24 protein-coding genes and 1 tRNA gene are annotated in these 23857 nt (G+C 67.5%); 11 read left to right on the top strand and 14 right to left on the bottom strand.

What is annotated here, in order from left to right:
• Positions 1 to 5: 5 nt before the first annotated feature.
• Positions 6 to 1748 (bottom strand): pyruvate dehydrogenase, encoded by a 1743-nt coding sequence (locus Pph01_RS24095; protein ID WP_204075431.1) that lies wholly within the window; start codon positions 1746 to 1748, stop codon positions 6 to 8.
• A gap of 139 nt (positions 1749 to 1887) precedes the next feature.
• On the opposite strand from Pph01_RS24095, the gene Pph01_RS24090 reads away from it, so the two are divergent.
• Both Pph01_RS24090 and Pph01_RS24085 read left to right on the top strand, forming a co-directional pair.
• Positions 1888 to 2862: a lactate/malate family dehydrogenase gene (locus Pph01_RS24090; RefSeq protein ID WP_204075430.1), complete on the top strand. Its 975-nt coding sequence runs from the start codon at positions 1888 to 1890 to the stop codon at positions 2860 to 2862.
• 104 nt (positions 2863 to 2966) lie between these two features.
• On the top strand, positions 2967 to 4790 hold the full coding sequence (locus Pph01_RS24085) for a glycoside hydrolase family 15 protein (RefSeq protein WP_204075429.1): 1824 nt from the start codon (positions 2967 to 2969) through the stop codon (positions 4788 to 4790).
• A gap of 7 nt (positions 4791 to 4797) precedes the next feature.
• Here the strand turns inward: Pph01_RS24085 and Pph01_RS24080 are convergent, their stop codons facing one another.
• Positions 4798 to 5397, bottom strand: coding sequence for a DUF305 domain-containing protein (locus Pph01_RS24080; protein WP_204075428.1), 600 nt, complete (start codon positions 5395 to 5397; stop codon positions 4798 to 4800).
• A gap of 288 nt (positions 5398 to 5685) precedes the next feature.
• Positions 5686 to 6255: an ATP-binding protein gene (locus tag Pph01_RS24075; protein ID WP_204075427.1), complete on the bottom strand. Its 570-nt coding sequence runs from the start codon at positions 6253 to 6255 to the stop codon at positions 5686 to 5688.
• Positions 6256 to 6411: 156 nt separating this feature from the next.
• Between Pph01_RS24075 and Pph01_RS24070 the strand changes: the two genes are divergently transcribed.
• From Pph01_RS24070 to Pph01_RS24045, 7 genes are all read left to right on the top strand, one after another.
• Entirely contained in the window at positions 6412 to 6651 is a 240-nt protein-coding gene (locus Pph01_RS24070) for a DUF397 domain-containing protein (protein WP_204075426.1), read from the top strand.
• Between the two features lie 79 nt (positions 6652 to 6730).
• Entirely contained in the window at positions 6731 to 7636 is a 906-nt protein-coding gene (locus Pph01_RS24065; RefSeq protein ID WP_204075425.1) for a Sco1979 family transcriptional regulator, read from the top strand.
• A 156-nt stretch (positions 7637 to 7792) separates the two neighbouring features.
• Positions 7793 to 8176: an ATP-binding protein gene (locus Pph01_RS24060; protein ID WP_204075424.1), complete on the top strand. Its 384-nt coding sequence runs from the start codon at positions 7793 to 7795 to the stop codon at positions 8174 to 8176.
• Positions 8177 to 8503: 327 nt separating this feature from the next.
• Positions 8504 to 8623 (top strand): DLW-39 family protein, encoded by a 120-nt coding sequence (locus Pph01_RS42905; protein WP_239094587.1) that lies wholly within the window; start codon positions 8504 to 8506, stop codon positions 8621 to 8623.
• Between the two features lie 39 nt (positions 8624 to 8662).
• Entirely contained in the window at positions 8663 to 9376 is a 714-nt protein-coding gene (locus tag Pph01_RS24055; protein WP_239116965.1) for an HAD family hydrolase, read from the top strand.
• Between the two features lie 137 nt (positions 9377 to 9513).
• Positions 9514 to 9586: transfer RNA gene (locus tag Pph01_RS24050), tRNA-Ala, on the top strand.
• Between the two features lie 322 nt (positions 9587 to 9908).
• Complete coding sequence (locus tag Pph01_RS24045; protein WP_204075422.1) at positions 9909 to 10256, top strand: hypothetical protein; 348 nt, start codon at positions 9909 to 9911, stop codon at positions 10254 to 10256.
• 513 nt (positions 10257 to 10769) lie between these two features.
• Here Pph01_RS24045 and Pph01_RS24040 read toward each other — a convergent pair.
• The 5 genes from Pph01_RS24040 to Pph01_RS42900 form a co-directional block, all read right to left on the bottom strand.
• Positions 10770 to 12764, bottom strand: coding sequence for an RCC1 domain-containing protein (locus Pph01_RS24040; protein ID WP_275412864.1), 1995 nt, complete (start codon positions 12762 to 12764; stop codon positions 10770 to 10772).
• Positions 12765 to 13403: 639 nt separating this feature from the next.
• The gene (locus Pph01_RS24035; protein WP_239116964.1) at positions 13404 to 13733 is read right to left on the bottom strand and encodes a type II toxin-antitoxin system VapC family toxin; all 330 of its coding nucleotides are present in this window, start codon (positions 13731 to 13733) and stop codon (positions 13404 to 13406) included.
• Positions 13734 to 13809: 76 nt separating this feature from the next.
• A complete protein-coding gene (locus Pph01_RS24030) occupies positions 13810 to 14130 on the bottom strand; it encodes a type II toxin-antitoxin system Phd/YefM family antitoxin (RefSeq protein WP_204075420.1) in 321 nt (106 codons plus the stop codon).
• Between the two features lie 349 nt (positions 14131 to 14479).
• Positions 14480 to 15109: an aminoglycoside phosphotransferase family protein gene (locus Pph01_RS24025; RefSeq protein ID WP_239116963.1), complete on the bottom strand. Its 630-nt coding sequence runs from the start codon at positions 15107 to 15109 to the stop codon at positions 14480 to 14482.
• A complete protein-coding gene (locus tag Pph01_RS42900) occupies positions 15110 to 15379 on the bottom strand; it encodes a protein kinase family protein (RefSeq protein ID WP_239116962.1) in 270 nt (89 codons plus the stop codon).
• Between the two features lie 408 nt (positions 15380 to 15787).
• Between Pph01_RS42900 and Pph01_RS24020 the strand changes: the two genes are divergently transcribed.
• Positions 15788 to 17698, top strand: a complete 1911-nt coding sequence (locus tag Pph01_RS24020) for a YncE family protein (protein ID WP_204075419.1) — start codon at positions 15788 to 15790, stop codon at positions 17696 to 17698.
• A 287-nt stretch (positions 17699 to 17985) separates the two neighbouring features.
• Here the strand turns inward: Pph01_RS24020 and Pph01_RS24015 are convergent, their stop codons facing one another.
• Both Pph01_RS24015 and Pph01_RS24010 read right to left on the bottom strand, forming a co-directional pair.
• Complete coding sequence (locus tag Pph01_RS24015; protein WP_204075418.1) at positions 17986 to 18663, bottom strand: response regulator transcription factor; 678 nt, start codon at positions 18661 to 18663, stop codon at positions 17986 to 17988.
• Positions 18627 to 19961: a sensor histidine kinase gene (locus Pph01_RS24010; RefSeq protein WP_204075417.1), complete on the bottom strand. Its 1335-nt coding sequence runs from the start codon at positions 19959 to 19961 to the stop codon at positions 18627 to 18629. Before Pph01_RS24010 ends, Pph01_RS24015 begins: the two co-directional genes overlap by 37 nt.
• A 166-nt stretch (positions 19962 to 20127) precedes the next feature.
• On the opposite strand from Pph01_RS24010, the gene Pph01_RS24005 reads away from it, so the two are divergent.
• Complete coding sequence (locus Pph01_RS24005) at positions 20128 to 20619, top strand: hypothetical protein (RefSeq protein ID WP_204075416.1); 492 nt, start codon at positions 20128 to 20130, stop codon at positions 20617 to 20619.
• 327 nt (positions 20620 to 20946) lie between these two features.
• Here the strand turns inward: Pph01_RS24005 and Pph01_RS24000 are convergent, their stop codons facing one another.
• From Pph01_RS24000 to Pph01_RS23985, 4 genes are read right to left on the bottom strand one after another with little or no spacing between them, the layout of a single operon-like run.
• Positions 20947 to 21810, bottom strand: coding sequence for an Imm32 family immunity protein (locus Pph01_RS24000; RefSeq protein ID WP_204075415.1), 864 nt, complete (start codon positions 21808 to 21810; stop codon positions 20947 to 20949).
• Positions 21811 to 21861: 51 nt separating this feature from the next.
• Positions 21862 to 21999: a hypothetical protein gene (locus Pph01_RS23995; RefSeq protein ID WP_204075414.1), complete on the bottom strand. Its 138-nt coding sequence runs from the start codon at positions 21997 to 21999 to the stop codon at positions 21862 to 21864.
• Between the two features lie 56 nt (positions 22000 to 22055).
• Positions 22056 to 23243, bottom strand: coding sequence for a CU044_5270 family protein (locus tag Pph01_RS23990; RefSeq protein WP_204075413.1), 1188 nt, complete (start codon positions 23241 to 23243; stop codon positions 22056 to 22058).
• Positions 23240 to 23797, bottom strand: a complete 558-nt coding sequence (locus Pph01_RS23985; protein WP_204075412.1) for an RNA polymerase sigma factor — start codon at positions 23795 to 23797, stop codon at positions 23240 to 23242. The genes Pph01_RS23990 and Pph01_RS23985 overlap by 4 nt, the downstream gene beginning before the upstream one ends.
• Between the last annotated feature and the right edge of the window lie 60 nt (positions 23798 to 23857).

The raw sequence follows: 23857 nt of genomic DNA, 5'->3' as shown, positions 1-23857 counted from the left end.
CGTGGTCAGGGCCGGGGAAGGTTGCGCAGGTTGCTGCGCGCCATGTTCACGACCTCGTCGGCCTCCCCGGCCAGCACCAGCCTCGTCATCGCGAGCGCGAACCCTCTGACCTGCTCCCCCTTGATCCTGGGCGGCATCGACAGGGCGTTGGGGTCGGTGAGCACGTCGACGAGGACCGGCCCGTCCGTCTCCAGGGCCTCGCGCAGGCCGGGCCGTACGTCGGCGGGGTCCTCGATGCGGATGCCCTTCATCCCCGCCGCGCGGGCCATGGCCGCGAAGTCCGGGTTCTTGAGACCCGTCTGGTACGGCGGATAGCCGGCGACGAGCATCTCCAGGGCGACCATGCCGAGTGAGCCGTTGTTGAAGATGACCACCTTCACCGGCAGGTCGTACTGCAGCAGGGTGAGGAAGTCGCCCATGAGCATGGCGAAGCCGCCGTCTCCGCACAGGGCGACGACCTGCCGATCCGGATACGCGACCTGCGCGCCGATCGCCTGGGGCAGCGCGTTGGCCATCGAGCCGTGGACGAAGGAGCCGAGCAGGCGCCGCCGTCCGGTGGCGTTGATCAGGCGGGCCGCCCAGACGGTGGACATTCCGGTGTCGACGGTGAAGACGGCGTCGTCGGTGGCGAACCGGTCGAGCGTCGACGCCACGTGCTCCGGATGGATCGGACGGTGGTCGCTCACCTCGTCGGCGTACGTCCGCAGCCGCCCGACGAGTTCCCCGTGCCGGCGAAGCATCCGGTCGAGGAAGGAGGAGTCGGACTTCTCCGCGACCCGCGGAAGCAGCGCCCGGACCGTCTCCCCCGCGTCCCCCCACACGCCGAGATCCAGCTTGGACCGGCGGCCGAGACGCTCGCGGCGCACGTCGACCTGCACGACCTTCGGCTCCGACGGCATGAACTGCACGTAGGGGAAGTCGGTGCCCAGCAGGATCAGCAGGTCGCACTCGTGCATCGCGTCGTAGCAGGCGCCGTAGCCCAGCAGCCCCGACATGCCCACCTCGTACGGATTGTCGTACGCGATCCAGTCCTTTCCCCGGAGCGCGAATCCGATGGGGGCCTTGAGCCGCGCGGCCAGGGCCACCACGTCGTCGTGCGCGCCGGCGACGCCGCGGCCGCAGAACAGGGTGATCCGCTTGGCCCGGTCGACCATCTCGGCCATCTCCTCCAGCACGGTGTCCGACGGCCGCGCGGTCGGCTGCTGCTCGAGACGGTACGAATGCTCCAGATAGGTGGCGGTCGCCTGCTGGTCGGCCACGTCGCCGGGCAGGACGACGACAGCGACGCCGTCCCGGCCGATCGCCTCCTGGATCGCGATCTGGGCCACCCGCGGCAGCTGCTCGGGGCGTGAGACCGTCTCGCAGTAGTAGCTGCACTCACGGAAGTAGAGGCCGGGATCGGTCTCCTGGAAGTAGGAGGTGCCGATCTCCGTGCTCGGCACCTGGGCGGCCAGCGCGATCACCGGGGCCATGCTGCGGTGGGCGTCGTAGAGCCCGTTGATCAGGTGGACGTTGCCGGGACCGCAGCTTCCCGCGCACGCCGTGGGCCGGCCGGTGAGCTGGGCCTCCGCGCCCGCGGCGAACGCGCCGGCCTCCTCGTGACGGACGTGGACCCACTGGATGTCCTCGTGGCGGCGGACCGCGTCCACGACGGGGTTGAGGCTGTCCCCCACGACCCCGTACATGCGCCGGACGCCGGCGGCGAGCAGGATCTCCACGAACTGGTCGGCGACCGTGCGTCTGGCCATGGCAGCGCCCCCTGCCTCCCGTATTGTCGCCTTTCTCATCCGAGTGTGCCATTTTCTGGTTTCCGCACGTCAGAGGCGGCCAAAATCTGCCGCGGGCATGGCCCGATCGTCCCCTGGACGGGGATGTTCCGATCGAGACATGAGGGGGTGGATGGTGAGCAAGGTCGGCGTCGTGGGAGTCGGTGCGGTGGGGGCGGCCACCGTGTTGTCCCTGATCGAGCGGGACGGGATGTGCTGTGAGATCGTCCTGGTGGATCTCGACGCCCGGCGGGCCGCAGGTGTCGCCGCCGACATGCGGTACGCCACTCCCTTGGCCCCCACCGTGGCCGTCCGGGCGGGCGGCTACGACGACCTGACCGGGGCGGCGATAGTGATCATCACCGCCGGCCTCAACGAGAGGGCAGGCGGCGCCACCGACCGCTCAGACCCCGAGGGCCGGTTGCGGCTCATCGGCGCCAACGCGAAGGTCTACGCGGACATCGTGCCCCGGGTCGTGGCCGTAGCGCCCGAGGCGGTGCTGATGGTGGTCACCGACCCGCCCGATCCGCTGGCCGTCCTGACCCGGCGGCTGGCCGGGCACGACCGGGTGTTCTCCACCGGGACACTGATCGACAGCCTCCGCTTCCGGGTCCACCTCGCGGAACGGCTGCGGGTCAGGCCGAGGGACGTGCAGGCCATGGTCGTGGGCGAGCACGGGACGTCCGAGGTGCTGTTGTGGTCGTCCGCGTCGGTGGGCGGCATCCCCGTCCTCGACCTGCTGACCCGATGCGGGGAGCCCGTCGACCGGGTGCGGCAGGAGATCGAGGACGACATCCGCTACGCCAACATCAGGATCATCGAGGGGACCGGGGCCAGCCAGTACGGCATCGGCGTCGTGTCCGCGCTCCTGGTCGAGGCCGTGTTGCGCGACGAGCGGGCCGTGTTGCCGGTGGCGGCCTACTACCCGCCGTACGAGACCACGCTCTCGCTGGTCAGCGTGCTCGGGGCGGGCGGAGTCCAGCAGATGTACGAGCCCGCCATGTCACCGGACGAGCGAGCCGGCCTCCACCGCAGTGTCGCCGCCCTCCGTGAGGCCGCCGGGCGCGCACTCGCCGTGCTGCCGGACGGGGCCTGAGCGCCGGGTTGGCGGAATGCTGGTCTCCCCTTGGGCCGGGGCAGACCTGACGGAGCGTGCACGCGGAATAGCGTGAAAGGAATTCGGTGGACAAGGTGGCCTAAATGACGCAATCCGGATCACCTGCGGGCTCCCGCTACCTGCCCATCGCCGATCACGGGCTGATCGGCGATCTCCGCACCGTGGCGCTGGTCGGCACCAACGGCACGATCGACTGGTACTGCTGCCCGCGCTTCGACGCTCCGAGCGTGTTCGGATCGATCCTCGACGCCGACCGCGGAGGCTCGTTCGAACTGGCCGCCTGTGTGCCGTCGCGTACGAAGCAGTTCTACTTCCCCGACACGAACGTCCTGATCACCCGCTTCTACGCCCCCGACGGGGTGGGAGAGATCCAGGACTTCATGCCCGTCGAGGACGCGTCGCGTGAGGTCGACCGGCACCGCCTGATCCGGCGCGTCCTGTGCGTGCGGGGCTCGCTGCCCTTCCGGGCGCGGGTGGCCCCCCGGTTCGCCTACGGCACCGAGTCGCACACGTTGTCCGTCGAGGGCCATCGGGCGGTCTTCGAGGCGCCCTCGCTCAGCCTCGCCCTGACCACCAGCGTCCCCATCGAGATCGACGGGACGGACGTGTGGTCGGAGTTCAAGCTTCTCGAGGGCGAGTCCGCCGTCTTCGCGCTCGACCGCGTCTGCGAAGACGTCGAGATAAAAGGCTGCCCGCTCGCCGAGGCCGAGCACCAGTTCGCGGCGACCGTGCAGTTCTGGCGGAACTGGTTGTCCTCGTCCCGCTATCGCGGACGGTGGCGGGAGATGGTCCACCGTTCCGCGCTCACGCTGAAGCTGCTCACCTACGCCCCGACCGGAGGGATCGTCGCCGCCCCCACCACCAGCCTGCCGGAGCGGATCGGCGGCGAGCGCAACTGGGACTACCGCTACGTGTGGATCCGCGATGCCGCGTTCTGCGTGTACTCGCTGCTCAGGCTGGGCTTCGTCAGCGAGGCGGAGGCCTTCATCGACTTCCTCGCCACCAACGTCACGTTGTGCGACGCGGGCACTGTGGGACCCCTGCAGATCATGTACGGCATCGACGGACGTCGTGACCTGCCGGAACGCGAGCTGGGGCACCTTGAGGGATACGAAGGCTCGGGGCCGGTCAGAACCGGGAACGGAGCCGTCGACCAGCTCCAACTCGACATTTACGGAGCCCTCATCGACTCCATCTATCTCTACGACAAGTGGGGCCGTCCCATCTCCAGCGACCGGTGGGACCAGGTGTGCCTGATCGTCGACTGGGTCTGCGAGAACTGGGACCAGCCGGACGAGGGCATCTGGGAGACCCGCGGCGGCCGAAAGAACTTCGTCTACTCCCGGCTGATGTGCTGGGTCGCGATCGAGCGCGCCATCCGGATGGCCCTGCGGCGGGGGTTGCCCGCCGAGCTCGAGCGCTGGCGCGAGGCCCGCGACGCCGTCTACCGGCAGATCATGCGACGCGGCTGGTGTCCCACCATGCGGGCGTTCGTCCAGCACTACGACGAGGACGTGCTCGACGCGGCCGTCCTCATGATGCCGCTGACCATGTTCGTCTCCCCGACCGACCCCAAGTGGTTGTCCACACTGGACGCGCTGGGCAGGCAACTCGTCTCGGACTCGCTGGTCTACCGCTATGACCCCCTGGCCAGCCCGGACGGCCTGCGGGGCGACGAGGGGACCTTCTCCATCTGCTCGTTCTGGTACGTCGAGGCTCTGACCCGAGCGGGGCAACTCGACGAGGCCAGGCTGGCCTTCGAGAAGATGCTGACCTACGCCAACCACCTGGGGCTGTACGCGGAGCAGATCGGGCACACGGGGGAGCAACTCGGCAACTTCCCCCAGGCCTTCACGCATCTCGCGCTGATCAGCGCGGCCTTCAACCTCGATCGCACCCTCGGCTGACCACTGCCTAGGGAAGGTGGTCGACGATCTGCTCGATCTGGGCGCGCTGCGTCTTGACGGTCTTTTCGGCGAGGTCCTTGGTCCCCTGGTGCTCACCCGAGCCGGCGACCTCCTCGGCCATGGCGACGCCGGCGTCGAGATGTTTGGCCAGGACCGAGAGCCACAAGCGGTCGAAGTCGGCGCCGGACCGGCCCTCCAGCGCCAGGATCTGCGTCTTGGAGATCATCCCCGGCATGTCGTGCCCCATGTCGATGTCTCCGGTCGGCACCTCGACCTGCCAGGATCGCAACCACCCGGACATCACCCGGATGTCGGCGGCCTCATGCTCGGTGATCTCCTTGGCGAGGCTCTTCACATAGGCATCGGACCCGCGTTCGGACGCGAGCGCGGCGATCTGGATGGCCTGCCAGTGGTGCGGGATCATCTGCTGGGAGAAGCGGACGTCGGCGTCGTTGTGACCTGCCTTGTCCGCGGCGGGCACGGCGGCGGCGTTCTGCCCGTAGGCGGCGGATCCCGAGGCGGCGGATCCGGAGGAGCCGGAGCACCCGGTCAACGACACCGCGGCGATTCCGGCTGCCGCGGCCCAGACCTTGAGCGACCTCTTCATGGCATGTCCTCGTCCCTGCGCCGTGGTTCGCCTGATAAACGGGATTCACAGGCAGGTACGCGGTCGAGTCGAAGAGGGTTCAGCCGGCGTGGCGACGAACCTCGCCGGGGAGCGGCTTCGCGTCTCTGTGGCATTCACCCGCGGCGGTCGAGCCGTCGCGTCAACGGCTTTCCAGCGGGAGCTTCGCGCGCGGAAGAGATTCACGCCGAATGGGGAGACGTACTTCGGGGCGGGAATTCGAATTCTGTTTTCGGGGGGCCGTGGAAATGTTTCCCCCGCCCTTTTTGGTCAGCGGCAGGACGACCGGCGAATCGCCTTGTCGGTGAAACGGGCCCAGACCGCCTTGCCCAGAGGGCGCAGGGGCGTCCACCCCCACCGGTGGCTCACGGAGGCGATGAGCTGGAGGCCCCGGCCGCTCTCCGCGACGTAGTCGGGGGCGCGCAGGATCGGAGGGTCGTTGCTCGGATCGGTGACCATGCACACCACCGAATGACGCGACCGGAAGAGGTACAGCCGGACGGGATGGGGCTCGGAGGTCGGCCGGCGCAGACCGTGGCCGACGGCGTTCGCCACGAGTTCGCTGACCGCCAGTGAGGCGTCGTCGACGATGTCCGGCATGGCCCAGGTCCGCAGCATGCCCGTCGTGAAGCGTCGCGCCGCACGGGCCGCGGTGATGTCGCGTTGGCATTCGTGCGCAGCGACCTCGAGCGCACGCTGCCCGCCGTTCCGCTCCACGGCTTCCCACGGCCATGCCCGTCTGATCGGGAACGCCTGGTCGGCGGCGGTGTCGGGCCACTGTTCCCAGCCATCGCCATCGGCTTCCGCCCGGGAAGCGCCGTACGTCAGAAAGCCAGTCATCAAGAGCCCGTGCGGTCCCTGTCAGGTATGTGATGAGATGAAGCGGTTAGTCATAATGCTCCCTTTTGATGTCCTTATGCAAGTGCGGATGCACGTGCAGCCCGTCGTGGGGGCGTCGGGCCGCATGCTGACCGGTGAACCGGAGGTGAGGTCCCGATGACGGAGATCCGCAACGGAATGGACGCGTCGAGCCTGCCCGGCCTCGTCTGGCGCAAGAGCACTCACAGCAACCCCGACGGCAACTGCGTGGAGATCGCCGAACTCCCCGACGGACGGCTGGCCGTCAGGAATTCGCGAGACGCGGCAGGACCCGTCCTCGTTTACACGCGCGACGACTTTGTTGCCTTCGCGCGCGCCGTTGAAAATGGCGATTTCGACGATTTCATCGAGGCCTAGCATTACGGCTTGCCAAAAAGGGTCGCGCCGGTATCGTTAACGAGGCGTAAATCATTGGAACGGCCCAAAAGGACCTGGAATGACTACGGCCCCGACGGAGGGCGCACAGCCACACCCGCGCACCCCCACTGCACCACCTCGAACGTCCACGGTCCTGCGGATCCTCCTGGGCACCCAGTTGCGCCGCCTGCGTGAGAGCAGGCACATCACGCTCGAAGAAGCCGGGCATGCCATCCGCGCCTCGCATTCCAAGATCAGCAGGATGGAGCTCGGCCGGGTGAGCGTCCGAGGGCGGGACGTCGCGGATCTGCTCACCCTGTACGGCGTGGCCGACGAGGGCGAGCGCGCCGCCATGCTGGCCCTGGTGTCGGAGGCCAGTGTTCCCGGCTGGTGGCACAACTACGGCGACATCGTCCCCTCATGGTTCGAGGCGTACGTCGGCCTCGAGCAGGCGGCCACCGGCATCCGGAACTACGAGGTCCAGTTCGTTCCCGGCCTGTTCCAGACCGCGGACTACGCGCGATCGGTGATCCGGCTCGGACATCCCGACGCCCGTCCAGAGGAGATCGAGCGCCGCGTCGAGTTCCGGATGGCTCGCCAACGGGTGCTCGACGACCCGAACCCGCCGCATGTCTGGGCGGTCGTCGACGAGTCGGTGCTGCGGCGCTCTCCCGGCAGCCCGGCCGTCATGCGAGGGCAGATCGACCGTCTCCTGGAACTGGTGGCGAGGCCCGACGTCACCCTGCAGGTGGTGCCGTTCAGCGCCGGCGGTCACGCGGCCGCGGGGGGACCCTTCAGCATCCTGCGCTTCGCCGAGCCGGACATCCCCGACGTCGTCTATCTCGAACAGCTCACCAGTGCGGTCTACCTGGACAAACGCGATGACGTCGACCACTATCTCGCGGTCATGGAACGCCTGTGCATCACGGCCAAGCCGGCGACGGACTCCCGTCGCGTCCTGCACGAGATCTCAGTGGACCTCTGAGCCCGTTGTCGTCCCGCCGTTCCCCGTGGCCTCTTCGGCCACGGCTCTGTCACGCCCGGGGAAGCGCCTGATCGGCAGGTGAGATGTGTCAGGTGTGCATCGGTGGTAAGGGGAGTGGTTGCCACTGTGTGAAAGCGGAAGGCGATGATGACGTTGGTGAGCAGCCTGCTTACCTTGGACTTCGAACTGGGTTCGATCACCAGGGTGCGGCATCTCGTCACGGAGTCGGCGCGCGACGCCGGGCTGAGGGGTGCCGCGCTGGAGGACTTCGTGCTCGCCGTCCACGAGGCCCTGACCAACGCGGTGCGGCACGGCCTGCCGCCGCGAGGGATCGCCCTGTGGACGGAGTCGGGTCTGCTGATCTGCGAGGTGTCCGACGCGGGGCCGGGCATCCCCGCCAAGGCTCTTGATCTCGACTATCCGTCGACCCGGTTCGACTTCGGCGGGCGTGGACTGTGGCTGATGAACCGCCTGGCCAAAAGGGACGTCAGGACGGGGCCCGGCGGCACGATCCTGCGGCTTTGCACGAAGCTTCCCTGAAGACGCCGGAGCCTTTTCCGCCGACCCGGACGGCCTTATGCTCACGGCGGAGCGGTGGTGCGTTGTCCGAAACAGGGCCCTCACGACCGCTCCGCGGTAGGGTGCCACGAGGGTTAACGAAGGCGTGACCTGGGCAGTCATGATTCACCTACCGGTCGCGCATGCCGTACGGCATGCCCGGCAGGTGGGTCGTTAATTATTGATCTGGTGCAACCGATTCTCAAGCAATCAGGGTCACGCGCCGAACCCTTGCTAGGCTGCAGAGAACCGTAGAACCGGGCGTTGTCTCACCCGGCAGGTGAGACCGTTGAGAAGTGGGGTCACACCGTGAAGAAGCTGCTCGTTCTCGCGCTGGTCGCTCTCGGGGGGCTGCTGGTCTGGCGCAAGGTGCAGACTAACCGCGCCGAGCTTGACCTGTGGACCGAGGCGACAGGTAGCGAGAACTGATCACCCGAGATGGGTCTTGATCGTGGGAAGGGTCCGGGAATGGCACCCGTGAAACTGGCCTGCCTTGATCTTGCGGGGACCACGATCGGTGACATCGCCATGGTGGAGCGTACGTTCGCCGAGGCGATCGCCACACAGGGCATCGTTCCCGGGACCAGCGCATATGCGCGTGCCATGGTGCATGTGCACCGGTCCCGGGGCTGCCCGAAGATCGATGTCTTCCACGGGATCTTCCCGGACAACGAGGCCCAGGCCCGGGCCGCGAACCTGACGTTCGAGCGCGCGTATGAAGGGGCCATCGACCGGAGCGGGCTCGTTCCCCTGCCCGGAACCGTCGAGGCCCTGGAGAAACTGCGCGACGCGGGCGTGAAGATCGCCCTCATCACCGGCTTCAGCCGGTCCACGCTCAGCCGGGTGCTGAGCGCGCTCGTGTGGGCGGACAAGCTCGATCTGGCGCTGTGCCCGCAGGACGCCGGGAGAGGGCGGCCCTATCCCGACCTGGTGCTGACGGCGGGCCTGCGAGCCGGGATCGAGGACGTCAGGGAGGTGGCCGTGGCCGGAGACTCCGAGAGCGACATGCTCTGCGGGCGCCGGGCGGGCGCCTCGATCGTCGCCGGAGTGATGACCGGCGGCCACAGCCGGGCCCGCCTGGTCGAGGCCGGCGCGACCCACATCATCGACTCGATCGCCGATTTCCCCTCGCTGGTCCTCGCCAGCGAGGTCGGTGCGAACGAGATCGTCACCTCCGCCTGACGCCTGACAGGCGCGGGGGATCGCCTTCCGCGGCGGCCGACGTGGTCGAGTGGCGCGAGGGCCGGGCTGTTGCTACGGTGTGCATCCGGAACAAGTCGTGCCACGGTCGGCGTTGTTCCAGGTCAGTGCACTGTTTCGGGGCCTTAGCTCAGCTGGCAGAGCGCCTGCTTTGCAAGCAGGATGTCAGGAGTTCGAATCTCCTAGGCTCCACCCATACGAAAGCCCAGGTCAGGGTTGTTTCCCGACCTGGGCTTTGATCTTTATTCGGCCTTCTTCGGCTTCCGTGCCCGATCCGTTCTTGAGCTGTTCACGGGCGAGGCTGTCAAGGGCGGCGCTTCGCGCCCCCTCGCGGCCCTACGCCCGCTCGCCGGCCGGGCATACGGCTTGGGGGAGGGTCCCGGCCGCCGGCAGCTCGGGCCGCGCGCAAACGAGTTGTGCACCCACCAGACGAGATGCGCGTCAAACTCACGTGTCAATGCCGCCGAAAGAGCCCCAAGTTCCCCAAGAGGTTCTGGCCCCTCAAGCCCGCCCGGTGTCCGGCATCAAGGTTGTCGCCTATGCCTCCATCGTTGCGGTCGTGCTGCTTGCGTTTCTCGGAGGCCTTGCTGTTGGCAGGAAGTCATCGCCAACATCCGACTGCGGGAGCCTCCGCCAAGGGGCGCTCGACAGCATTAAGGAGTCCGACCAAATGGATCCGGGGCCGGAGAAGCAGTTTCAGACTCGCGTGGTGTTGCATGTAATCGCCGACAACCCTGCCTGCTTTGACGCCTCAATGGTCGCAACAGCGCGTGCTGAGCTGGATCAGCTCTCCAGCGAGGCTGCGAAGGAGGCCGCGAGGGAGGCTAGGGCATGTAGTGAGGACTGGTCACGTGTGTGCTGATCGCTGTACGGGTCAGGGGCGATCGCTGATTCGGTGCTTCGTCTCTGAGAGCCGGCTCCTTGGGTGCTGTATGGAGACGGGCGCGGGACATCTTCGTCCTCCTCGCTGTCGAGTGTCCCTGGGGATCGGCAGCTACGAGGAGGACGCGGGCGAACCAGGGGACGGGCCGCGCATGGCCGGCCGCCGCAGGTCGTGAGCGTGATCGCCGTGCCATTAGCGTGCCATTAAGGGCGGTCAACAGGGGGCGGTCACGGTCACTCGCGCACGGCTCCTCGCCTAGGTGAGGCCGTTTTGCCTGAAGAGCGGACCGATTGGCAAGCAGGATGTCAGGAGTTCGAATCTCCTAGGCTCCACCCATACGAAAGCCCAGGTCAGGGACGCATCCACTGACCTGGGCTTTGATCGTTATTCGTTCTTGCCGTGCTTTTGTGCCCGCTGCGCGCCTGTCCGTTGTGCTCTTCTGTTCGGGGTCCCGGGGAGTCGGTGGTGTGCCGATTCCCCGGGATCATGTGATCAGCGAACGACGACGGTCTTGGTGGCTGTGGCTGGGGTGCCGACGCCGTTGGTGGCCTTGAGGGTGATCTTGTAGGTGCCCTTGCGGGTGGGTTTTCCGGACAGGGTGCCGCCGGGGGCCAGCTTCAGACCGGGCGGGAGTGTGCCGGAGGCGCGGGTGACCTTCGGTGCGGGGTATCCGGTGGTCGGGAATTTGTAGATGTAGTACCTCCCGACACGCGCGGCCGGTGTGGTGGCGGTGGTGAATTTCGCCGGGGCTTTGACGATGACGGTCTTGGTGGCCTTGGTGGGGGTGCCGATGCCGCCGGTCGCCTGGAGGGTGAAGGTGTAGGTGCCGCCCTTGGTGGGGGTTCCGGACAGGGTGCCGCCGGTGGCGAGTTTCAGGCCGGGCGGGAGTGTGCCGGAGGCGCGGGTGACCTTGGGGGTGGGGGTCCCGGTGGCCGCGAACTTGTAGATGAAGTACTTCCCGGTCTGCGCGACCGGCGGAGTCCCTGTGCTGAACTTCGCCGGGACGTAGCCGTTGATGCTCGCCGAGGTGTCGGTGCTGCCCCGGCTGTTTGTGCCGGTGGCCTTGCAAGTCACCTTGTGGGCGGCGTCGCCAGTCACCGGTGTGTAGGTGGCGGTGGTCGCGCCAGAAATCGTGGTCGTGTCCCGCATCCAGCTGTATTTGACCGAGGTGGCGGCGAGGAAGGACGCCTTGCAGGTCAGCTTGGCACCGACGGCGCCGGTGCCGCTGATCGACGCCTTGGCGGTCACCACCGGCGGCCCGACCTTCACCAGTGTGTGGGAGCTCCCGGTCGAGATCTGGGTGACCGAGCTCAGCCCGGGCACGTAGACCGGGGATCTCCACTGCCTGTCATCCGGCTGGGTGACGGGGGTGCCGTCTGCGAGCTGCGCGTGGCCGAGGTAGTTGAATCCCCATGCCGCCACGGTGCCGTTCGAGCGGAGCGCGGCACTGTCGTAACTGCCCGCACTGACCTGGGCGACGTTGGTCAGCCCTGGCACAGTGACCGGGGTGGCGCGATTCGTGGTGGTGCCGTCACCGAGCTGCCTGTAGTAGTTATAGCCCCAGGCCGCCACCGTGCCGTCCGAGCGCACCGCGAGACTGTGGGCATCGCCGGCGTCGACCTTGATCACCTTGGTCAGGCCCTTGACCGCCACCGGGGTGTGCCGCTCCAGGTTGACGCCGGCGCTGCCATCGCCGAGTTGCCCGACGCTGTCGGAGCCCCACGCAACCACAGTGCCGTTCGTGCGCACCGCAAGGCTGTGGCCGACGCCGCCGGCAACCTGGGTCACCCCGGTCAACCCGGCCACCTTCACCGGGGTGGCGCGCTCGGTTTCGGTGCCGTCACCGAGCTGCCCCGAATGGTTATCGCCCCAGGCCCACACCGTGCCATCTGAGCGCACCGCGAGACTGTGGTAGTAACCGGCGGAGATCTGGGTCACGCCGGTCAACCCGGCCACCTTCACCGGGGTACTACGACTCCAGGTTTTGCTGCCGTCACCGAGCTGCCCGAAGCCGTTGGATCCCCAGGCCCACACGGTGCCATCCGAGCGCAACGCAAGGCTGTGCTGGTTGCCCGCAGCGACCTGCACGACGCCGGTCAATCCAGGCACCTGCGCAGGCACGGGCACCGAACTATACGACGTCGTTCCGTTGCCCAACTGCCCGTTGGTGTTGTCGCCCCAGGCCCACACGGTGCCATCCGTGCGCACCGCGAGGCTGTGGTAGTCACCGGCGCTGACCTGCGCCACCTGGCTCAGCCCGGACACAGCCACCGGGGAGGACGTGTCCTCCTCCGAAGACCCTGCGCCCACCTGCCCCCAGAAGTTATAACCCCACCCGTACGCGGTCGAGGTGCCGCTGGAGGCCGCCGCCGGGCCTACCGGCCCGAGGACCGACACTGCGGGAGCGCTCACGGCCAGCACAAGACCTGCCGCTAAGGCACGCCCTCGACCACGGGCCCTGTGCCTTCTCCATCGCCCGCCCACCATCTCCGCGGGAACAGAGCCGGGCGAAGCTCCGGCCATTAGATCAGCCATGCGATATGCCCCTCATGATCGACGCAGCCATGGGTGTTCGCTGCGGTTCGTCCTCGTCGTCACTGGACCGGCCGTCCACCCATGATCTATCACGCCTAGGACCGATATGCGGTTTACATGACGTGTAGGCGAGTTACGACCAATCGTCGGTTTTGTAGCGCAGTGACGGTGAATTCGTCGCCGCGAGGTGTTCGCGCAGGCTTTCGCGGGGAGCTCCAAGCCGGGTGGCAACAGCTACGAGGAGGCGGGGGCAGGCCAGGGGACGGACCGCTCGAGACATCTCGCCGCAGGTCGTGAGCGTGATCGCCGTGCCATTAGCGTGCCATTAAGGGCGGTCGACAGGGGGCACTCACGGTCACTCGTGGACTGGTTGTCGCCCAGGTCGCGGCCGTTTCCCCCGAAGAGCAGACCGATTTGCACGCAGGATGTCAGGAGTTCGAATCTCCTAGGCTCCACCCGTACGAAAGCCCAGGTCAGGATTGTGTCCACCGACCTGGGCTTTGATCTTTTTTCGGCCCTGTCGCCGTGCGTGCTTGATCAGCATGTCGAGTCGCCGTCGTCGGTCAGGGGCAGAGTCTGGTGCGTGATGCCTCATCGTGGGCGGGTGACGGGGACCACTGCGAGCAGGTGGTCGAGACCCTTGAAGTCCTTGGGGTTGCAGGTATAAAGAGGCAGCCGGTTGGCGATGGCCACGCAAGCGATCATCAAGTCTGCTGTTCGGGGACGAGGTTTGCGACCCAAGGCGATGACAGCGGTCCAGAGCTGGCCATACTCGCGTGCGGCGGTGTCGTCAATGGGCAGGGGATCGAACTCGGCCTCAACGGTCTGAAGGATCTTCATTCGCTGGGCTAGCTCCTGTGGGCCGGACGCTACCAACACGCCGCCAGACAGTTCGGCGGTGGTGATGGCGCTGATCATCATCTCGCCGGGCAGCTCGTCGGGTCGATTCCCGCCCGCAGGATGAGGATGTTGGTGTCGAGCAGTCCTTGAGGGTAGGTCATTCCTCGTCCTGCGCGAACGCGCCTCTGCCGTAGGCGCGGTCGTAGGGGTCGTAGAGATCGTCGTTGACGTGATGATCCATGTCTTCGCGGTACTTCCGGTCGTCCAGCAGAGGCATCCCTCGGGAAACAGCGGCGAACTCTGCCCGAGAGACGGCACGGCGCCGACGACGGAGGGGGACCAGGTCGCCGATGTGGTGGCCGTTGCGCGTTACGGCATATCGCTCTCCCCGCTCTAAACCGTCCATGATCTCGGCTGACCGGTTGCGTAGATCACGCTGTGAGATCTGGTGCGAGGGGTCGGGTTCGGGAGCACTCACTCCTCAAAAGTACAACCGAGTGCTATCAAGTGCTACGACGTAGCACGGAGGTGGTTTCTGTGGGAGGAGGAGCGGCTTGAGGTTGCCATCGCGGGATCGTCCTGGGGCTCTGGCAGGCGCCCAGCGACTATGGCCTCCTGCAAATCAACGGCGTTATTCGGGCTCCTTCAAGACGGTCAAGAGGTTGCCCGTGCGTTTGTCTTGCTGTTCGACCCAATCTCTTTCCTTCTGCGGCGATTCCCTCGAGAACGTGAAGGGTGTGGGAAAGGCCGGCTGCGTCCAGTGTCACTTCGGACACCGCTCCTACGATCTTTGTCTGCTGCGGCTCCGCTTTCCACCGAAGTCTCATCTAGCCGATGAGGGCCTCGGTGATCTGACGGGTGGTCTGCGCGGCGACCCTCGGGTTGACGGCGGCATAGGCGGTGTAGGCGTTCAGGCCGGTGGCAAGGGCCCAGCCGCGACCCCGGGTCCAGGTGGCGTCGTCTACATCGAGCGTGGCGCGAAAGGTGGCCCGGCTGTCGGCCGACATCAGGGTGAAAGCGATGGTCAGATCACAGGCCGGATCGCCGATGCCAAGCCCGCCGAAGTCGATGACCGCGCTGAGACGGCCGTCGACGGTCAGCAGATTGCCCGTGTGGAAGTCGCCGTGGAACCAGACCGGAGGGCGATCCCATCCGGGGGCGCTCACGGCCGCGTTCCACAGTTCGGTCATGGCGGTGGTGTCGAACACGCCGTCGGCCTGTGCGATGGCGGCCCGCGTCGCGCGATCCCGGCCCGCCAACGGCTGGTCGGCGAGGCCCTCGCGGGCCTCCATGCCCCGAACGTCCTCGGACCTGAACTGCTGAAGGGCGGCTAGGAATTCCGCCAGTTGAACGGCGGCCGCGGACGAGTCGGCCAGTGCCTCGACAGTCGCCACCTCGCCCTCCAGCCAGCGGGACACCGCCCACCGCCACGGATAGCCGAAGTCGGGCTCACCCACTCACACCGGTACCGGGATGGCCAGGGGCAGTCGCGGGGCAAGCCGGGGCAGCCACTCAAGTTCCTTCTCGGCCTGTCCGATGGCGCCGGCGTGGCGGGGCAGCCGGACGGACAGTTGCTCGCCCAGCCGATAGATCACATGGTCCGAGCCCGCCGGATCGAGCAGCTCCAGAGGCAACGCGGCCCACTGTGGGAACTGCGTATCGACCAGCCTCCTGACCAGTGCGGCATTGATCGTGGGGCGGGTGTCCGCGGTTCTCACGGTTGCCAAGAGCAACTCCTGCGATCGGCCCGCGCCGTGTGGCGGGCGGCTGGGCTATCACAGTGCACTGTGGCTTGCCTGTCGAGCGGATTTCCCCCGGCCGGACCGGCTGCCGGTTAATCCGTGACTTATCGAACTCGGAGAGCGTAGGGACACCCATATCGGTACGCCGCAGGCGCATTTCCTCAGCACCAATCGTGGGGGATCCCACTTCGCCATCTAGAACCGTAAATACGCATCAGGTGCCGCGACTACTCCTGCCCCTTTGATCATCATTTGTTACTTCCATGCCATACGCTCCCCAATACCAACCGCGCCCCGGCGCCTCACCGCTTGTCGGAGGTCACGTCCGGGCATCGCGCGGTGCTCTCAGCTCCCGGTCAGCCACCGGGTTTCCTCGTGGGGGTAACAGACACTGTGCACACGCGCAGCATTCCGACCGCGACAGTGCTCGCGGTCCTCCTCGGCTCGACGGTCCTGAGCGTCGCGGGGGCCGGGTCCGCCTCGGCCTCCTCCCTCGTCGCCTCGCCCGGCGGCATCGTCGCGGACGGCGCCCTGAAGCGGGTGTTCGTCGGCGACCGCTCGGGCGGGAAGGTCCTCGCCGCCGACTACAGCGGCGCCCTCGTCGACACGGTGAGCGGCGTCAGCGGGGTCTCCGGTTTGGCGCTGTCCGACGACGGCGCCACCCTGTACGCGGCCGCGGAGGGCAGCCACGAGATCGTGGCCCTCGATGCTGCCACGCTCAACGTCAAGCGCCGCTACGCCGTCGCCACAAACAGGGGCCCGCGCTACGTCGCCGTCGCCGGCGGCAAGGTCTGGTTCACGTACGGCGACCAGTGGGACGGCAACCTGGGCGCGGTGGACCCGGCGAGCGGGACCGACCCGGTGACGCTCAGCCAGTTCCAGGGCGTCTGGGGCCCGGCGCTCCTTGACACCGACCCATCCGCTCCGGGGCTACTGGCCATCGGCGAGACCGGTCTGACCACGGATTCGATGGCCGTCGTCGACGTCTCCGGCGCAACCCCGCAACTGGTCGCCTGGCACCAGGGCGACTACACACTGAACGACGGAATCTCCGATATCGACCTGGTGCCCGGCGTCTCGCAGGTGCTGGTCAATGGCACACAGCGGAACGCCTTTGCAGCCGGGAAGTTCACCGCCGCCGGATCCTACCCCTCCGGCCAGCGCGCCGACATCGCCGCGAACGGGCTCGTCGCCCAGATAAGAGGCGGGGAGGTGGCGGTCTACCGGCCCAACGCCCCCCAGCCGGTCCGCACCTACACCCTCGCCACGTCCGCCCTGACGTGGGCCCCGGACTCCTCACGCCTCTTCGCCCTCGTGGGGACGAGCGGCGGCTACAGCCTTCAGGCGCTCACCCAGCCGACCACGAACGTCCCGATCCTGACGGTGAACGCCCCTGCGAAGGCCTCTCGCGCAAAGTCGCTCACCGTGACGGGCAAGCTGTCGTCGACCGTGCCGCTGCCGAACGGTGTCCCGCTTCAGGTCACCCGCACCGACCTTGAGTCGCCGAACGGCAAGGCGCTGCCTTCCGTCACCGTGCGGGCGGGCGGCGTCTACAGCTTCACCGACATCCCGCTGGCCGGCGGAAAGGTGAAGTACACCGTCAGGTACGCGGGCGACGCCACCCACTCGGCCATCTCCGCCTCCGACACCGTCGACGTCTCCCGGGACGCCACCAGCCTGACGGTGAACAGGAACGGCGGCGTCTACGCGTACGGCAGCAAGGTGAAGTTCACCGCCCACCTCGGCAAGACGTACAAGAACCGGACGCTGTCGCTCTACGCGGACACCGCGGGCGACAACAAGGCCAAGTACCTCGTCAAGACCGGCAGGGTCGACAGCAAGGGCAATCTGTCGGTCACCCTGACGCTTGCGCGCGACACCGTCGTGTCCGCGAGTTACTCCGGTGACTCTCGGACCGCCTCGAAGGCGGCGAAGAGCTCGGTGGGTACGAAGGTCAAGGTGTCGCTGAGCCTCAGCCGCTACTACAGTAAGGCCACGGTCCGCGGGCAGGTCAGGTACTACTTCCGGAAGAAGACCAACCCGCTCTTCACGACCACGATGACGGCCTATCCCGGCCGCTCGCAGAGGCTGCAGCTGCAGGTGTACTACAAGGGCGCCTGGCGGTCGTCGGGATCCCAGTACTTCACGCTCAGCTCCAAGGGCAAGTCGGTGGTGCAACTGACCGGCACGCATCAGGTCGGCTACTTGATGCGCATTCGGTCGGGCTACATCAACGCCTCCTCCGGGGACACCGTGAACGCGACCACGTACAGCTCCTGGAAGTACTTCACCTTCACCAAGTGAGGCCGCCCGTCCCCGCAGGCCTGGTTCGTCTGATGACGCGCCGGGCCTCGGGTTAATTCGAGGAGCACTCCACACATTCGAAAGCCCAGGTCAGGGTTGTATCCACTGACCTGGGCTTTGATCTTCATTCGGACTTCCTGCCGCTTTCAGGTGCGGTGGAGCCGTAGAGCCAAGGCACAAACGGTCCGGCTGTTTCGCTGGCCGTGGGTGCCGCATCGTTCGGGATGGGGCAGCGGCCGAGATGTGCATCACCATTGCCTCGATCCCGCTCCGGACCGGTAGCCACCTCAGTCGGAGGTGATGCGCACATCGCCGGGTCCGATGCCGTTGAGGTAGGCGAGGACGGCCAGCACCCGTCGGTTGGTGTCGTTTGAGGAAGCGAGGTCGAGCTTGGCGAAGATCGTGGTGGTGTACTTGCTCACCGAGCCTTCGCTGAGGAAGAGTTGTTGGGCGATGGTGGCATTGGAATAGCCCTCGGCCATCAGGGCCAGCACGTCGAGCTCGCGCGGGTTCAGGCGGCTCAGTGTGCTCTCGCGCCCCGTGCCGGCCAGCAGTTGCGAGATCACCTCGGGGTCCATGGCGGTGCCCCCGGCGGCGACACGCCGCACCGCGTCGACGAACTGCTCGGCGTTGAAGACACGGTCTTTGAGCAGGTAGCCGACCCCGCCCGTGCCGTCGGCGAGCAGTTCGCGGGCGTAGAGCTGCTGGACGTACTGCGAGAGCACCAGCACCGGCAGGCCGGGCATCTCCCGGCGGGCTTCCAGCGCGACTCGCAGTCCCTCATCGGTGAAGGTGGGCGGCAGCCGCACGTCAACCACGGCCACGTCGGGGCGGTGCTCGGCCAGGGCGTCGGTGAGCTCGGGGCCGCTCTCCACGGCCGCGACGACCTCGAGGCCGTGGGCCTGCAGGAGCCGGGACAGCCCGTCTCTCAGGAGGTAGAGGTCCTCGGCGAGGACAACGCGCACGGGATCTCCATCGTCAGTTCGGTGGGACCGCCACGGGGGCTGTCCACGATCACGTTACCGTCGAAGACGCTGAGCCTGCGCTGCAGCCCCCGCAGGCCCGAGCCGCGCGAGGGGTCGGCGCCGCCCTGGCCGTCGTCGCGCACGACGATGCGCAGCAACTTGCCGTCGTGCCGTATCTCCACCTGCGCGTGACGAGCGGAGGCGTGCCGGACCGCGTTGGTGAGCGCCTCGGACACCGCGAAGTAGGCGGCGGACTCGAGCGGCGGCTCCGGTCTGCCGGACAGATCCGCCTGCACGGTTACGTCCAGCGGGTTCTCCAGGGCCATCAGGCGCAGCGCGTCGCCGAGGCCGCGTTCGGCCAGCACCGGCGGGTAGATGCCGTGCACCAGGTCACGCAGCTCACGCAGCGCGGCGGCCGAACTCTCGCGGGCCTCCACGAGGAGCGGGGCGACGGCTGCGGGGTCGGTGCGCAGCAACTGTTCGGCCGCGCCGAGCGTCATGCCGATCGCCACCAGCCTGGCCTGGGCGCCGTCGTGCAGGTCGCGCTCGATCCGGCGCAGCTCGGCGGCCTGCGCGTTGATCGCGTCGGTACGGGTCTCGGTGAGGCGCTCGACGCGGCGGGCGAGCCACGCCTGTCTGGTGGGGGCCAGCAGAGCGTGGGTCCAGCGCGCGTGCGCGCGCACGGCCGAGGGCGCCACGGCGACCCCTAAGAGCACGGTGGCCGCCCCGACCAGCGTGGCGAGCAGAGCCGTGGTGGTGGAGCCGCCGTGGATGACGCCGTATCTCGCCAGCTCCGGCAGGGTGACGCCCTCCGATGGGAGCCACGGCAGCACCGCGCTCGCCAGCCCGTACGTGACCAGCGCGGCGGGCGCCAGCGCGAACACGCCGCCGACCACCGGATCGACCAGCAGCCAGAGCAGGTCGCGCCAGGTCGCGGGGTCGCGGAAGAACCAGTTCGTGTAGAGCGAGGCCTTGGCCACCCAGCGCGAGTGGTGGTAGTCGTAGCCGGTCCAGTACCACCCGTGCTCGACCTGCTGGAGGGCCGGGCGGAGCAGGTAAGGGCCCGGGATCTCGATGCCGCCCCAACGACCGGCCAGCCTACGGCTCAGCCCGGCGAGCCGGCGGCCGAGGACGAACATCATCAGCAGCGTCAGGGACACCACGCCGGCGTAGCCGTCGGCGACGACGAGAACCGGGAGCAGGGCTACCAGGGCCGCCACCGGCTTCAGACCCGCGAGCAGCAGACCGCGGATCAGTGCCACGCCGTGCGCGCGGGCCGGGGCCCAGATGTTCACCACAGCCCCAAGTGTGCCGTCCCGCGCGGAGGCGACCGTACCCACCTGGGCCCCGCGATCAAGTGGGTCCAGCCCCACCCGGGACGGTGGCTAACGGGATACCGGCAGCCGATGCCTGATCCGTAGCGTCGTCCACATCACCGCAACACACCGCGAAAGGTTCAGGACGATGACCGCTCAGCAGACCGCTCCCGCTGCCGTTCCCGCCTCCGTCACCGCTGGTCCCGCCGGGGCCGACGTCTTCGTCAGCCCTGTCCCGCTTGTCATTGATGCCCCGACGCGGTGGACCTTCACGCTGCTCCGGGCCAACGTCGGTCTCAGTGTGGCCTTTCTCGGTCTGGCGTTCCTGTTCCGCGACGGTCTCGACCCGGTGGTGTGGATCCGGGCGGCCGGGGTGCTGTTGCTGGCGCTGATGTCGCTGCGCTGGGCGGCCAGGATGCGTGACGGCGCCCGCTCGGCGTGGTTGCGCATGCTGTGGGTGTCGGTGGTCGGTCCGATCGGCATCGCCGCCCTGGTCCTGCTGCCCGGCCCGTACCCGATGTGGGCCCGTGTGGAGCAGGCCGTGCAGGGGTTGCTGCTGCTCGGCGTCGCCTGGAGCGTCACCCGTCCGCAGGTCCGTGCCCGGATCGTCAAGGCATCGGTGAAGAAGAAGGGCCGCTGAGCCGCCCCGGCCATAGGCCATTGGCGCAGCTCAGGCTGCTCAATAGGCGAGGTATCTTCCGCACCGCCGTGCCATTAAGGGCGGTAACCAGCGGGCACTCCCGGTCACTCGCGGGCTGCCTCGCGCCCAGGTCGCGCCCGTTTCCCCTGAAGGGCAGACCGATTTGCAAGCAGGATGTCAGGAGTTCGAATCTCCTAGGCTCCACCGCATGTCAAAGGCCACCTCCCATGATTGGGAAGTGGCCTTTTTGATCTCATACAGCAGCGAAATACAGCAACGACTACGACTCCAGGTGATAATCCAGCCCGCTAGGTCAGTAGTCTCCCCTCAGTGGTTGTCGTATTCGGCGACCAGGCGTTTCGGCGCCCGGTTGCGCCAGGCGTGCTCGATCAGCTCCTGCATGCGCTTCTCGGTGACCTTGGCCAGGTCGACGCGGAGGCCGACGAAGATCCGGCCGTTCCGCCACACCTCCTCGTAGACATCCGGCTCATCCGTGGCCGCCGTCTTGGCCTGGGCCTGGCCGACGCACACGATCGCGTGCGCGTCGCCCTTCTCCAGGTGAGCGAGGAGCTTGTCCGCGACGCGGAAGCCGGGTAGCCGGAAGTGCGTCTTTTCCTCGACGTCCGGCAGGGCCATCGCGTAGCCGCGGATGTCGTCCAGCGTGATCATGGATGGGCTCCTCTGGTCGTCTTCAGCGGTTGAACCGTGCTCGGGCATTCCACCGTGAGGGCTGTTGACGACCAAGGGTGCTGAGCCCTCTGTGAGGTAAGCATGGTCGGGGTAGAACTCGATGTGGAGATGGCCGCCATCATTGCTTTCTGCTATGGCCAGGATGTTGTCAGCGAAGAGCTTGAGAGTGCCGCGGGCGCCGGCAATGGACAGGGATCGGCTCTCAGGGGCGGCGGCAACAAGGACTGATTGACCATCCACCGTGTGGACACGTACGTATGTGAGCACGGTTTGGCCGGCCATGGTGTCGGGAGTGATCTCGGCGGCCATCGAGCCCGAGCCACGGGTCAACAGGTCGGCGAGGTACCTGAGGGTGGCACGATCGGCAGACAAGTCGATCTCGCCGGTTGAGGTGGAAAACAAGATCTTCATGCTGTCCCTGGGAATGATGGCTCCGAACACGTTCCCATAGCCGCCATGGGCTGCATACAGCAGCCGGGATACAGCAACGCCGCCGCACATTGCCATCCTTCACCGGCCGTCAACTGCCTACTGAGCAGGGTGAGGAGCCCTCTACCTCGTGACTGGCGCTGGGATCTTGCCCTTCTTCTCGGCCTCCACCTGGGCGCTCAACGCATCGGCGAGCTTCCGGTCGGCGTCGCGCGTGGCGGGCTGGTAGATCATCGCGGCCCGGTCGCTGTCGTGGCCCATGCATGCCTTGAGGGCGGCGAGGCTCGCACCCGAATGTGCGGCGAGCGCGTTCTCTGCTAGTCCTTGGGCACGGCGCCGATCCTGTTCACCCAGCCTTGGCGTTCGAGGGAGACGTAGTCGCCGGTGCTGTGCTCCGCCGGGGTGCCGGGGGGGCCGCCGGGCAGTACCTCCTTGTCGAGGATTTGGGCTGTAGCCGGGTCGACCACCAGCCGCGACGTAGTGCCGTCCGTGGCGCAGTAGGCGCTGATGGCCATGCCGGTCCTGCCCTGTCGGTCTGTGATCTGTCCGGTGACTTTGACGGACGGGCTGTCCGCGAGGATTTGGTAGAGCGCCGCCCGGGTGCCGGGGGTGGTCGGAGCCATGAACAGGCCCCAAGCGCTGAAGTAGACGTACTCGCCGAAATCAGTGGAGGCGGCGCATCCGCCGACACGGTTCTTGACGTCCTCCTGCCACAGCTTCCGCAGGTACGCCTCGAGACCGTTCCTGGTCGCAGGCAACTTCGGTATCGTCTTCCACTCGATCTCGTGGCTGCCGATTTGGGGGTTCACCAGATGCGAGTCCCTGTCATACGTGGTCGTGATCGGCTTGGAAGCCGTCGTGCCGCCGTTGACGCCGAGTGGCCGCGAGCCCGCCGCTCGCCAGGCGGCCTTGTCCTTCTTGGTGGGGAAGGTGAGCTCGATGTCCAGCGGGCCATGCGCACGGAACCGCATGCCGGTCCCTCCCGGCAGAGTGCATTGCCATTCCTCGATACTGCTCGCAGTCCGGGCCTGAAACGTCCAACGGAAGCGCTTGTCCGCGGGCGTCGGGACGCCTGGGCCGGGCTTGAAGGGCATGAAGTCCACCCACACTCGTGTCCGGGTGTACCAGCAGGTCCCGTGGGTGGCGGGTTGCCTGGCGGCTGTCTCCGCGCTGGCCAGCAGGAACGCGCGGCTATCGATCGCCTCGCTGCCTCGAACAGTGCCATTCCGGGCGGCGCTGTCGTCGCGGGTGCCCGGGTTGCCTCCAAACAGCACTCCCACGGCCATCACCACCGCCGCTGTCACCACCGCAGTCGCTCCGGCGGCGAAGGCCAGCCGCCGGGCCGGCCGATACTCCCGCACCTGGCTCGAATGTGGGGAAGATGTGCCGGCACGCGCACGGACCAGCCCTATGTCGGGACGTCGTTCGTAGGCAGCATCGGCGAGTTCATCGACCATCACAGGCTTCAGGGCATCGATCACGCTGTTGAGTTCGTCGTTCTTCACGGCTTCTCCGGGATGGCTCGAGGGCGAGGAGCGCGTTCGAGCGTCTCCATGCCGAGTTCGTGGGAAGCGTCTAGTGCCATGGCCAGCCGACGGCGTCCGCGATGCAGCCGGACGAGGAAGGCGGCGCGAGAGCAGCCGGCGACGCGGGCCGCATCGGCGGGCTCGAGCCCGTGCCAGGCGGTCAGGGTGACAGCCTCCGCCTCTTTGGAGGACAAAGTGCGGAGGGCGGCCAGCGCATGATCGCGGGCCACGACGTGGTCGGCGGCATCCCAGCTGTGCCGGTCGGCGTCAGTTGTCAGGTCAGCCAGCCGGTTGGCCAGGCGGCGCGCCTGGCCGGCTGCGCCGTACGACTGGCGGACGAGATTCCTGGCCACGCCCAGCAGCCAGGGAAGCGCTCGCTCGGGAACCTCGTCGATCTTCCGCCACGCAGTGGTGAACACCTCGTTGGTGGCGTCTTCGGCGGCATGGGGCGCGACCTGCAGCACGAGGTAGCCGAAGACGTTGCGGTAATAGGTCTCGTAGAGACGGGTGAATCGGACCTCTTGCTCGTCCACGCCACCTCCTCTCTTCTCGGGGCAGATACGCCAAGAAGTCGGAGAACGCGTCACCGGATT

The organism is Planotetraspora phitsanulokensis (genome assembly GCF_016863295.1).
GTDB lineage: Bacteria > Actinomycetota > Actinomycetes > Streptosporangiales > Streptosporangiaceae > Planotetraspora > Planotetraspora phitsanulokensis.
This window is presented reverse-complemented; position numbering and strand designations above follow the sequence as displayed.